The sequence below is a fragment of the Pacificibacter maritimus genome (genome assembly GCF_003814915.1).
Taxonomy (GTDB): Bacteria; Pseudomonadota; Alphaproteobacteria; order Rhodobacterales; family Rhodobacteraceae; genus Celeribacter; species Celeribacter maritimus.
The window spans coordinates 79,817-91,428 of record NZ_RKQK01000002.1; the positions used below are offsets into that span (position 1 = coordinate 79,817).

12 protein-coding genes are annotated in these 11,612 nt (G+C 51.9%); 5 read left to right on the forward strand and 7 right to left on the reverse strand.

Features of this window, described 5'->3' with window-relative positions:
- The 7 genes from EDD53_RS06930 to EDD53_RS06960 form a co-directional block, all read right to left on the reverse strand.
- Entirely contained in the window at positions 1–1,815 is a 1,815-nt protein-coding gene (locus EDD53_RS06930) for a feruloyl-CoA synthase (RefSeq protein ID WP_123792498.1), read from the reverse strand.
- 2 nt (positions 1,816–1,817) lie between these two features.
- Complete coding sequence (locus EDD53_RS06935) at positions 1,818–2,288, reverse strand: MarR family winged helix-turn-helix transcriptional regulator (protein ID WP_123792499.1); 471 nt, start codon at positions 2,286–2,288, stop codon at positions 1,818–1,820.
- Between the two features lie 8 nt (positions 2,289–2,296).
- Entirely contained in the window at positions 2,297–3,619 is a 1,323-nt protein-coding gene (locus EDD53_RS06940) for a TRAP transporter large permease (protein ID WP_123792500.1), read from the reverse strand.
- The gene (locus EDD53_RS06945; RefSeq protein WP_246002281.1) at positions 3,619–4,089 is read right to left on the reverse strand and encodes a TRAP transporter small permease; all 471 of its coding nucleotides are present in this window, start codon (positions 4,087–4,089) and stop codon (positions 3,619–3,621) included. Before EDD53_RS06945 ends, EDD53_RS06940 begins: the two co-directional genes overlap by 1 nt.
- Before the next feature lie 71 nt (positions 4,090–4,160).
- A complete protein-coding gene (locus tag EDD53_RS06950; protein WP_123792503.1) occupies positions 4,161–5,198 on the reverse strand; it encodes a TRAP transporter substrate-binding protein in 1,038 nt (345 codons plus the stop codon).
- 126 nt (positions 5,199–5,324) lie between these two features.
- Complete coding sequence (locus EDD53_RS06955) at positions 5,325–6,116, reverse strand: crotonase/enoyl-CoA hydratase family protein (protein WP_123792505.1); 792 nt, start codon at positions 6,114–6,116, stop codon at positions 5,325–5,327.
- A gap of 46 nt (positions 6,117–6,162) precedes the next feature.
- Entirely contained in the window at positions 6,163–6,930 is a 768-nt protein-coding gene (locus EDD53_RS06960) for an SDR family NAD(P)-dependent oxidoreductase (RefSeq protein ID WP_123792945.1), read from the reverse strand.
- 308 nt (positions 6,931–7,238) lie between these two features.
- Here EDD53_RS06960 and EDD53_RS06965 point away from each other — a divergent pair, with 308 nt between their 5' ends.
- The 5 genes from EDD53_RS06965 to EDD53_RS06985 all read left to right on the forward strand — a co-directional run bounded on the left by EDD53_RS06965 (position 7,239) and on the right by EDD53_RS06985 (position 11,425).
- Positions 7,239–8,537, forward strand: a complete 1,299-nt coding sequence (locus tag EDD53_RS06965; protein ID WP_170162711.1) for a 3-deoxy-D-manno-octulosonic acid transferase — start codon at positions 7,239–7,241, stop codon at positions 8,535–8,537.
- 174 nt (positions 8,538–8,711) lie between these two features.
- Positions 8,712–9,137: an NUDIX hydrolase gene (locus tag EDD53_RS06970; RefSeq protein WP_246002283.1), complete on the forward strand. Its 426-nt coding sequence runs from the start codon at positions 8,712–8,714 to the stop codon at positions 9,135–9,137.
- A 91-nt stretch (positions 9,138–9,228) separates the two neighbouring features.
- Entirely contained in the window at positions 9,229–9,756 is a 528-nt protein-coding gene (locus EDD53_RS06975; protein ID WP_123792508.1) for a DUF1178 family protein, read from the forward strand.
- 136 nt (positions 9,757–9,892) lie between these two features.
- Entirely contained in the window at positions 9,893–11,128 is a 1,236-nt protein-coding gene (locus EDD53_RS06980) for an aspartate kinase (RefSeq protein WP_123792510.1), read from the forward strand.
- Between the two features lie 15 nt (positions 11,129–11,143).
- The gene (locus EDD53_RS06985; RefSeq protein ID WP_246002285.1) at positions 11,144–11,425 is read left to right on the forward strand and encodes a DUF6500 family protein; all 282 of its coding nucleotides are present in this window, start codon (positions 11,144–11,146) and stop codon (positions 11,423–11,425) included.
- Positions 11,426–11,612 lie beyond the last annotated feature (187 nt).

The window sequence follows — 11,612 nt, forward strand, 5'->3', positions numbered from 1 at the left end:
TTAAACGCGGATCAGTGCGGGATCTTCATTGTCGAACAAACGCTCGATCATATCTGCGCGCCTTGTGATGATCTTGCGCACATTCAAAGACCCTTTATCGGTGACCTCATGATCTTTTAGCGATGGAGGTTCGGCCAAAATCAAAGCCCGAGAAATGCGCTTGGCAGAGCCTGAGGTGGTGCTGGCAAGAGCCCGCAGGCGTTCTTCGATTTGGGCCTGTAACTTTGCGTCAATAACGGCACCGTTTGAGGTGTTTTCATCTGTGATTTGATCGGGGCGCGGAAAAATGCACAGACCAATTTGATCACGGTCATGACCACAGATCACCACATCTTGCACCAAGCCTTGCAACGCATCCAGCGCATCAAGGCGCAGTTTGCCCGCTTGCACCCAAGTGCCTGTCAAAAGTTTAAAGTCTTCTGAAACACGCCCATCGAATACAAGGCCACGATCAAAATCATTGGGATCGACAAATTTCACTGCATCGCCTGTGATCAAGAAACCGTCTTCGTCAAAGGCTTCTTTGGTTTTGGCTGGATCACCGTAATAGGCGGTCATGACATTATGTCCTTTGACGCGCAGTTCACAGCGCATTTCGTCATCGGGCAAAAGTTTAAGTTCAGTGCCAGGCAAGGGCACGCCAATCACACCAGAGCGCCCGATAGGTTCGTGCAGCATCACAGCAGACGGCGCGGTTTCGGTCATGCCCCATGATGAAATCATCAAAGGCAAACGCCCACGCTCGGCCATGGCGACGTCTTCTAGCATCGACCAGACATCTTGCGGCAAGGACGCGCCAGCGTAAAACAGCATGTCCAAATTGCCCATATAGGCTTTACGCAGCTCGGCGTTGTCTTTCATTTCGGAGGCCAGCATCGCGAAGCCCACAGGTACGTTAAAAGCCAATGTGCCTGGACGAGAAATGATATTTTCGACAGTACGCGCAAACCCGCGTTTGGTCGGTTTGCCATCGTCAATGTACAAAGTGCCGCCATGGGCCAGCATCATGTTGACGTTATGCGACCCGCCAAACACGTGGTTCCATGGCAACCAATCGTTGATCACTGGGGGGCGTTCTTTCAAAAACGGCAAGACAGAGGCCATTTGAGATTGGTTCGCACACATCATCCGTTGCGTGGTCAATACGCCTTTGGGATCTGAGGACGACCCCGAGGTGAACAGAATTTTGGCCAAAGTGTCAGCGCCGACTTCGGCGTAAACCGCATCAATATCAACGCTATCGTTAGGCGTCAAAAGATCTGCAAAAGCTGTGACATCGCGGGGCGCGCCCTCTGTTTTGCTGGCGATGACTTCCATCTTTGCCAAATTATCCAAGCTGATGGCATCTGCATAGCGCGCGGCATCATCGACAAAGGCCATCGTTGGCTTAATCTTCTCGAGCACATAGATCAATCGTCCGTGGGCTTCGGTGATCAGGGAATATTGTTCAGCCAAAGGTGACGTGGGCACCCCAGCATATTGCGCGCCAAACGACAAAAGCGCGTGATCAACAGAGTTGCCCGACATGATGACAATCGGGGTATCTTTTCCCATGCCGCGCGCAACCAAGTTGGATGCAATCGCACGCACGGCTTGCAAAACCTGTGCATAGCTCAGTTCGCGCCAGCCATCGCCTTGGCGTTCAGCTAGGAAAATCTGATCGGGCGTTTCAACAGCCCATTTGTGCAGCCAAACGCCTGTCTTTTCTACGATCGGATCTAAAGGCGTTTTGCTTTTCAAAAGGATTTGATCAGCGGTTTTCACGGCCTCTACAGCATGTGGCACCAATGTCAGACCTGTGGTTTGGTCAATCATATTTAATCCTCGGTTTTGCTTTGTCGCTTATCGACCCGCGCCAAAAGATCGCGCAAAGTGTCGCGCTCTTGACTGGTCAGATCGGCAAACATTTTATTTTCATGCTCAGCCACAAGATCCTGCGCTTTGGCCAGCTTTCCTTCGCCTTTTGGGGTGCATTGCAATGCGTAAGATCGCCGATCTCCTTTCACGCGATTGCGCGAAATCAGATCAGCATTTTCCAATTCATCCACCAAGACCACAACACCTGAGCGTTCGATATTGAGCGCTTTAGCAAGTTGGGATTGGGTCAAATTCGGGTTTTCAGAAATGATACTCAGCGACGAGAATGTCATGATCCGAAGACCCGTTGGCTCAAGCGCGCGCATCATATCTTGACGGATCAAAAGATAGGCGCGCTTGAGGTTATAGCCGCCAAACTGACGAAGTGTTTCATCGGTAATCGGCGTTTTATGCGGCTCTGCTGTGTCCATGAGTTGTACTACCCTGCAACGAGGTCGACCAACCAGAAGCTGAGCACTGGGAAACTGACCAAAAGGGCAATACGCAAGAATTCTGCGATGATGAAAGGAGTCGCCCCACGGAAAATCTGGCTGGTGGGTATGTCTTTCGCCATGGATGAAATCACGAATAAATTCATCCCGACGGGGGGCGTTATCAGCCCCATTTCCACCACCACCAAGGTGATGATACCAAACCACATAGCTTGCTGTTCGGGCATTAGGCCAAAATCAAGCGCCATCACCGTTGGGAAGAACACAGGTACCGTTAGCAAAATCAAAGACAGTGAATCCATCACACAGCCCATGACCAAGTAAAAGGCAATCATCGCCAGCATGATCCATATCGGCGCGATGCCCACGCCACCAAAGTAGTCAGCAATTTCGATAGGCATACGACTGAGCGCTAAGGCCACGTTGAAAATGTCAGCGCCAAAAACGATGGTGAAAATCATCGCCGAAGAGGCAGCGGTATCGATCAAACATTCCAGCAAAGCCCGCATGTTTAACTGTCGTGTACCAAAACCGATCAGCAAAGTGATCACAACACCCACAGATGCGCCCTCGGCTGGGGTGAAAAGCCCCCCGTAAATACCCCCCAAAACCACAACAAAGATCAAAACGATGTGCCAAATTTGGCCCAAAGATTTCAAACGCACTTTTAAAGGTGCTTTGTCTTGGGTCGGCGCTTCATCGGGGAACATCCGCACGTAGACTGCAATCGCGATAAAGAAGCCAGCGACAGCCAATAGGCCTGGAATTGTCGCCGCCAAAAATAGCTTTACGATATTTTGTTCGGTCAAAAGCGCGTAGATAATCAAAACAATCGAGGGCGGAATGAGAATGCCCAAGGTGCCGCCCGCCGCCAATGATCCCGCAGACAAGGCGCCTGAATATCCAGCCTTTCGCATTTCTGGCAAGGCCACGCGCGCCATTGTTGAAGCTGTCGCCAAAGATGATCCCGAGATCGATCCAAACATCGCACAGCCCGCCACAGATGCCATGGCCAATCCACCGCGCAGGTGACCGATCCAGACGTTCGATGTGGAAAACAAAGCCGCCGAAATACCCGAGCGCGTGGCGATATGGCCCATCAGAATAAACAAAGGCACGATGGCAAATTCATAGGACAGGAATTTATCAACCCAAGCCCCGCTGAGATAGGCGAATAAAGCCGCAGAGCTGGACAAAAGCACATATCCAATTGCGCCCACCAGCCCCATGGCCAATGCAATCGGCATGCGAATGAAAATAAGAAGCAGCAGCAAGACGACCATCATGCTGGCGATAGTAAAAGCATCCATTATGTCGCCTCCAAAGCGCGAAAGGCAGAACTCGCCATGGGCAAGCCCGTGATCAAAGCAACAAGTGAAGATAGCCCTGTGCCGAACACGGCAGGCACGTAGACCCACCAAACATAGGCTTTCAAAAGCATCGTCTGATCCGCGTAATCATACATGTGGCCAAGACCAATGATCAGACGCCAGCACAAAAATCCCCAGACGACGGCGAAACACAATGTCCAGATGCCATCGATGCGGGTTTGTTCACGCGGCGCGAGACGCAGCGTGAACAAGTCAACCATAACATGGCCTTTGTTCAATTGGCATAAGGGCAAAAAGAGCGAAGCGCAGGTCGTGCAGACCAATTCAACGAGTTCAAAATCACCCCGTACGCCGCCAAATCCAAGGTTTCTCATAACCACCGAATAGGCAACCACAAGCGAGGCTGCGAAAATGATCACGCCGCCAAGACCTGCACTAAAGTAGCACAAGGAACGAAGTCCGCGGTGCAGGAGGGTTGCCCCCCCCTGCTGTGCGTTTTTATGCGCCTGCTCTGTCATGTTTAGCCCGCGTCAAGCAGTTCGTTGATACGGTTCAAAACGGCTTGGCCATCGTAACCCGCGTCATTGAGTTTCACGACCCATTCATCATGGATCGGCTGTGCAGCCTCAGCCCAGCGCGCGATTTCTTCGGCTGGGATCTGGTGAATCTCGTTGCCTTGCTTTTCAACAACAGAGCGCCCAAAGGCTTCGGCTGCGTCAAAGTCTTTACCAATACGCTGTGACAATTCGATACCTGAATTCGCATCAATAACACCGCGCAGGTCATCGCTCATACCTTCGTATGTTTTCTCGTTCATCACGATAGCGAATGGGTTGGCGTAGATGCCACGCGCGCCCGGAGCAGCTTCTGAGGAGTATTTTGTCAGTTCTTGAAGCTTATACGCAGGCACAACTTCGAACGGCAAACAACAGCCGTCGATCACGCCGTTGGTCAGGCCAACAACCATTTCAGACACAGGGAAGAACACAGGCTCTGATCCCAATGCGGCCAAAAGATCGCCTGTACCTTGGTTCGGCGCACGCATTTTTGTGCCCTCAAGATCAGCCGCGGAGAGAATTGGCGCTTTGGTTGTGTGCAGCTTGCCACCATCATGTGTGTGGAATGCAAGTGTTTTCAAACCCTTGTATTCTTCAGTGCCGAATTCATCCATAATTGTGTGGAACGCAACGGATGTTTTTTCAGCATTTGTCACCATAAACGGCAGGCCGATTGTTTCCGCCAAAAGATAGCGACCCGCAGTATAAGCAGGCAAAGTCCAAGCGATATCACAGACACCCTGACGGGCTTGATCCGCAAGTTGGCCTGGTTTTCCGCCCAATTGCATTGCAGGGAAAACTTGAACATCAAGCGCGCCGTTGGATGCTTCTACAAGCTCGGCTGCCCATGTTTCAAAGAATTTACCCATTGGGGCTTGCGGTGGCAAAAAGTGGTGAACGCGCAAAGTTTGCTCGGCAGCGTGAGCATGTTTCATCAGTGCAGGTGTCGCCAAGGCGGCCCCCATCGATGCCAATGCGGCGCGGCGTGTAAAAGTAGTCATATATAGTCCTCCCAAAATATATTTACTTGTTTATGCGAAAATCACAGGAAACTCGGCGTGATCTAAATCGCAAAACCTCTCGTCTTACGCGTTGAGCATTTGCCCTTCGCGGATCTTCATGCGCGCTTACCGAAACTGCGGTGCACGCTTTTCGAGAAAGGCCTTAAGGCCTTCATCGGCATCTTCGCTGGTCTGAGACACAGCAGCACACAGACTTTCGGTGAATAACCCGTCTGACCGTGACATATCCGTGATCCGGCTGATCGCTTGGATCATCATGTAATTGGATAGGCTTGCGTTCTTCGCGATATTACCCGCGAGTTTACGCGCCATTGCAAGCGCCTCCCCTTTGCCAACGCTATAGTGTGTCAGCCCAAGTGCAAGCCCTTCTTCGGCATTATATTTGCGCCCCGTCAGCATCATTTCTCCCATGCGATCCGCGCCTAGGATCCGACCTATCCGCACAGTCGCGCCACCGCCGACGAAAATGCCGCGCATCCCTTCGGGCAGCTGAAAGATTGTGCCCTCTTCCGCGACACGCACATGGGTGCTGGCGGCCATTTCAAGTCCGCCACCGATCACAGCGCCAAACATGGCAGACACCACAGGTAGACCAGAAAATTGAATCATATCCATGACGCGGTGCCAATTTCGCGAATGGCGCATCACGCCTTCTGCATTGCGCTGAACAGCTTCAGATAGGTCAAGACCAGAACAGTAATGCCCTTCTGAGCCTGTCAAAATCACGGCGCGCACACCCTCTGGTGGCTTGGCAAAAAAGGCTTCGATTTCGTCCAACAGCTCGTCGCACATCGCGTTGCGCTTGCCTGGGCGATTCATAGTCAAAGTGGCAATTGGGCCATCGACATCAATCAGCAGCATATTGGCTTTCGCGCCGAGATCAGTGGTATTGGACATAGGTCTGGAACTTTCTTTGGAACGTAGAATAAAGCGTCTTTACGCGCTACTTGATTGGCATCCGAGTGGCGGCATCGATGCGAATCACAGTGCCGTTCAACATCGGATTTTCGACAATACTTTGCACCAGTTTGGCATATTCATCAGGCAGCCCCATACGATTGGGAAAAGGCACATTGGTCAGGATTTCGGCTTTCACATCCACGGGCAGGCCTGCGCTCATCGCTGTTTCAAAGAGGCCAGGTGCGATGGTCATCACCCGAATGCCCAAGCGCGCCAATTCGCGCGCCGCAGGCAAGGTCAAGGAAGCCACGCCACCTTTTGACGCAGAATATGCCGCTTGGCCTATTTGGCCATCCTCGATAGCAACAGACGCGGTGTTGATGATCACCCCACGCGCGCCATCAGCACCTTGCGGATCTAGCTTAGCCATTTCACGGGCCGCGATATTTAAAACGGTATAAGTACCGATCAAATTGACCCGTACCGTGCGCTCAAATACGTCTATCGTGAGCGCGCCGTCACGGGGTAAAATCCGTGTTGCCGTCCCGATTCCTGCGCAAGAATTTACGATTGAGGGGGCTGACCCAAAAGTTTCAACGACTTTCGCAAAAGCGGCTTCGACTTGATCTGCGTTTGACACATCTGCCGCGACGGCCAAACCATCAATGTCTTTCGCAACCTTTTCTGCCGCCTCAAGCGACAGATCCAAAACCGCAACGCGTGCGCCCTGTGCAGCCAATCGGCGCGCAGTTGCCTCGCCTAATCCGCTGCCTGCCCCTGTGACAAGTGCTACTGATCCGTTGATCATAATGGAATCTCCCCCCCATTTCACAAACAATGCATCCAATATAACTGTTATGTCAATGAACAATTATTCCATCAGCAATTGACCGAGAAAATGCAGCCTGCCCCGCCGCCCACGGCTATGCATCAAGACCCTATGAAGAATAACACACCGTTGTCAGGCAAAGCTGCGATTTAGTCTGGGCCAAGTCGCATATGGACGCTACAGAAAATCGGCGCAGATGAGGCTGCGGCTGATCCTTCTGTGTTGGTTTCTCTTGCAACCATGTGCCTGTCCCGCGTAGAGCATGAATACTCAGCCAATCGGATGTCTCTGTGATTTTCTATCGTTTCCTTTTAGTCTTGATTGCGCCAGTGGCAACTTTGCTGGCACTGCGCCAAATTTTGCGAGGCAAGGAAACACTTGCCGACGTGAAAGAACGCTTGGGCGCTGGCCTCGATGCCGCCCCAATCTATCCAGGACGTACCCTATGGTTTCACGGTGCATCCAATGGCGAGTTAACAGCCGCACGCCCCCTGATTGAACAGGCTTTGGCACGCGATGAACGCCAGAACATCATCGTGACAGTTAACAGCATTTCGGCACGCGCATTGGTGAACCTATGGGATTTAGACCGTGTAACCGTGCGACTGGCACCGCTTGATTTCAAGCGCACAGTGCACCATTTTTTGACCTGCACCCAACCTGATGCTTTGATTTCGATAGAAAACGAACTGTGGCCTAACCGCTATACGCTTTGCGCGCGATATAATGTGCCTGTGATTGTCGTCGGCGCGCGCATGTCTGAAGAAACTGCTGAAACATGGCAAAAATACCAGCGTATTTTAGGCGGTGTCACCCAAGCCACCTTGCAATCGATCACAGCTTTGGCCCCACAGGACAAACCATCACAAGATCGATTGATCGCGCTTGGGCTAGACCCTGCACATATCTTGCCGATGATGAATTTGAAAAGCGATGTCGATGCGACGCAAAGCATGCCTGCAGATGCCAGCGCGCTGAGCGCTGCCTTTGATAAGTCAAACACGATGCTCGCAGCCTCGACACATGCGGGCGAAGACGACATCGTTTTAGAAGCCTACGCATCCCTTACTAAACTTCACCCTGATCTGCGCTTGATCTTGGCCCCTCGTCACCCCGCGAGGGCCGATCAGATCGCAAAATCCGTTGAGGCCGCAGGGTTTCGCGTGGCGCGCCGCAGTCTTGGCACCCCCCCCGCAAGCGACAGCATATATTTGGCCGATACGCTGGGCGAAATGGCTTTGTGGTATGCGGTCGCTGGGATCACACTTGTCGGCGGTTCATTGGTGGATCGCGGGGGACATACGCCGTTTGAACCGGCGCAATTTGGCACGGTCATTTTGCACGGCCCCTATGTCTCAAACCATGCAGATGCCTTTGCAGCCTTGGATGCCGCAGGAGGTGCTCTCTTGGTGCATGATGCAGATCAGCTGACCGCGACTGTCGATGCGCTGCTGCTTGCGCCACAATACGCGTTAGAACTGTCACAAGCAGGGACGCTCGCATTGCAAGACATTCGAACAAGCCAAGAAACGTCTTTTGCATTTTGGGAAAAAGTGGAACAAATCATCAGTCAGAAACGCGACGTGTAGGTCTTCTCGCCCGCACATTTCCGCCCCCCCCAAAATTGGTTCACGCCACGAAAACAATTCCCTTAGGGTATTCTTTTTGCTAGGTAACTGTAGAGCTTTTAACAAACTGGAGCTTTTGCGTTGAACGCAATGCGCACAAAACAGCGGCCGATGCGCCTTATGGGAGCCACCAAAATGGGGGTCAGAACCCAGTTTGGCACGCTATGCTGGCGCATTCGCAACAACAAAGTGCAAGTCCTCATGGTGCAAACGCGTCGTCGCAAGCGTTGGATCGTACCAAAAGGCTGGCCGATGGAGGGGCAGACACCCGCCAAGGCCGCGGCAACAGAAGCCTTCGAAGAAGCAGGTGTCGTGGGCAAGGTCAGTCCAGTTTGCATCGGCTTGTACAGTTATATAAAATATCCGAAACAAAGCGACGACCCCTTGCCTTGCGTTGTTGCGGTTTTCCCGCTCAAAACGGAAAAAGTGTTAAAAGATTACCCCGAAAAAGGGCAACGAAAACGCAAGTGGGTATCGCCCAAGAAAGCCGCCGAAATGGCAAGCGTGCCCGAGTTGGCCCAAATCTTGCGGCACTTCGATCCAACAACTTTGCGCCGATAAAGCTATTCGTCTTTTTATAACGCTTTTGGTATTTTATTCCCCAAGGCACATCCGCCAGTCAAATCTGTGCAAGTCAAACCTATAGGCCCCTATGATCCGGTATATGCTACAATGCGGCGACGGTCACAGCTTTGAAAGCTGGTTTAAATCCGCAAGCGCCTTTGAAGCTCTGCAAGCGGCAGGGCAATTGTCGTGCCCGCAGTGCGGCGATAGCGCAATTGTAAAATCGCTCATGGCACCGCGGCTGCACAAGCACAGCAAGCAAGATCACCACGCCTCAGACGCAGCAGACGATCAGCGCCATTCAACTGAAAGCGCGAGTCCACAAAGTTCGCCTGCCACCTCAGCCGACCCGTCTCATCAAACAGATCAACGGCTCGCAGCGCAGGCTGGGAAAGACCGCATGGAAGGTGATCTTGCGAAAATTCGCGATCATGTTGAGAAAAATGCGGAATATGTGGGGGGGGATTTCACAAAACAAGCCCGTGCAATGCATGACGGTGACGCGCCAGCGCGGTCGATTTACGGCGAAGCAAAACTGGAGGACGCAAAAGCGCTGATCGACGACGGCGTGCCTGTTTTGCCCTTGCCGTTCCTGCCAAAACGCAAGCTAAACTGACCTAAATCCAGAAAATTGCAGTCCCTTTGCATGTTTTTACGCTGCATTTGGCCCTATCCCCGCTGGCACTCTTGCACTTTTCTCAAATGAGCCCTACGACACCGTGATCATTCCAGACGGGGGGGAAGGGCCAAACATGCCAGTTCTCGTAATGAAATTCGGCGGCACATCTGTCGCCACACTCGACCGCATCAAACGTGCGGCCAAACGTGTCAGCCGCGAAGTTGCCAATGGCAATGACGTAATTGTTGTTGTCTCAGCCATGTCAGGCGAGACAAACAAACTGGTGGGCTACGTCAATGAAACCTCACCGATGTACGATGCGCGTGAATATGACGCCATCGTATCCTCAGGTGAAAATGTCACAGCTGGTTTGATGGCTTTGACATTGCAAGAAATGGATATTCCTGCGCGCAGCTGGCAAGGCTGGCAGGTGCCGTTGAAAACTACATCTGCACATGGTGCAGCGCGGATCGAAGATATCCCGACCGACAATATCACTGAAAAATTCGGTGAGGGTATGAAAGTCGCGGTGGTTGCAGGGTTCCAAGGAATCTCAGCCGAAGGGCGCATCACCACGCTAGGCCGCGGCGGCTCAGACACAACGGCTGTTGCTTTCGCTGCTGCTTTTGATGCGATCCGCTGCGACATCTACACAGATGTCGACGGTGTCTACACCACCGACCCGCGCATCACGAAAAAAGCGCGCAAGATGGAAAAGGTATCCTTTGAGGAAATGCTTGAAATGGCATCCTTGGGGGCCAAAGTCTTGCAAACCCGTTCTGTTGAATTGGCCATGCGCTATAAAGTTAAGCTGCGTGTGCTATCATCTTTTGAAGAATATGACCCCAATGCTGGCACCTTGATTTGTGCCGAGGAGGATATCGTGGAAAACAATGTAGTCTCCGGCGTGACCGCAAGTCGTGATGAAGCAAAAATGACCCTTGTGTCCGTGGCCGATCGTCCAGGCATCGCTGCTGCAATCTTTGGTCCCTTGGCTGAAGCTGGCGTGAATGTCGATATGATCATTCAAAACATCTCGGAAGAAGGCCGCACAGACATGACATTCTCATGCCCTGTCGACCAAGTATCGCGTGCGCAAAATGCGGTTTCTGCTGCCAAAGAGCGTGGTGAGGTGAATTTCGAAGAACTGGTTTGTGACACTGAAGTTGCCAAAATCTCACTCGTGGGAATCGGCATGCGGTCGCAATCTGGCGTTGCCGCGAAGATGTTTAAAACCTTGTCTGACGAAGGCGTAAACATCAAAGTGATCGCCACATCCGAGATCAAAGTCTCGGTACTTGTGGATCGCAAATACACCGAATTGGCGGTTCAAGCGCTGCACGATGCTTTTGAGCTTGAGAAAGCCTAAGATCCCCTTTTCGCATTGACTTGGAAAGCCCCCGCCACAAACTGTGCGGGGGCTTTTCTTATATCAGGACCATTCAAATTGCGCGCCAGTTTACGCCAAACAATCATCGAAACATGTAAAGCCAAAATCGCGAGCAAAGGCGAAACTGTTGGTGTGTCATTCTATGCCTTTTTCAAAAATAAAAATGACGACCCAGACTTATTGATGGAAGCGGCGACATGGTGGATCGCGACACAAAAGTTGGACCATTTTGAGAAAGCCGTCAAAATCCGTGATATGGTCATGCAAGGGCAGTAACCGCATAAAACGACAGAAAATTATGCGAGGCAAATGACAGATTGATAGGCATGAAACTGATAAATCGGCGTTAAAATGGTTATGGGGTGAAAACTTGCTCTCACCTGCTTGTTTCCCTATGGGCAGCCCCCCATCTATGCTTTAAACAAATGAGCGCCCAAAAAGGGCCAAATGGGGACGGACAGAC

Coding starts and splice junctions, on each gene's coding strand:
- EDD53_RS06955 (WP_123792505.1), bottom strand. CDS start 6,116: ATGTCCAATACCACTGATCTCGGCGCGAAAGCCAATATGCTGCTGATT.
- EDD53_RS06940 (WP_123792500.1), bottom strand. CDS start 3,619: ATGGATGCTTTTACTATCGCCAGCATGATGGTCGTCTTGCTGCTGCTT.
- EDD53_RS06980 (WP_123792510.1), top strand. CDS start 9,893: ATGCCAGTTCTCGTAATGAAATTCGGCGGCACATCTGTCGCCACACTC.
- EDD53_RS06950 (WP_123792503.1), bottom strand. CDS start 5,198: ATGACTACTTTTACACGCCGCGCCGCATTGGCATCGATGGGGGCCGCC.
- EDD53_RS06975 (WP_123792508.1), top strand. CDS start 9,229: ATGATCCGGTATATGCTACAATGCGGCGACGGTCACAGCTTTGAAAGC.
- EDD53_RS06930 (WP_123792498.1), bottom strand. CDS start 1,815: ATGATTGACCAAACCACAGGTCTGACATTGGTGCCACATGCTGTAGAG.
- EDD53_RS06935 (WP_123792499.1), bottom strand. CDS start 2,288: ATGGACACAGCAGAGCCGCATAAAACGCCGATTACCGATGAAACACTT.
- EDD53_RS06970 (WP_246002283.1), top strand. CDS start 8,712: ATGGGGGTCAGAACCCAGTTTGGCACGCTATGCTGGCGCATTCGCAAC.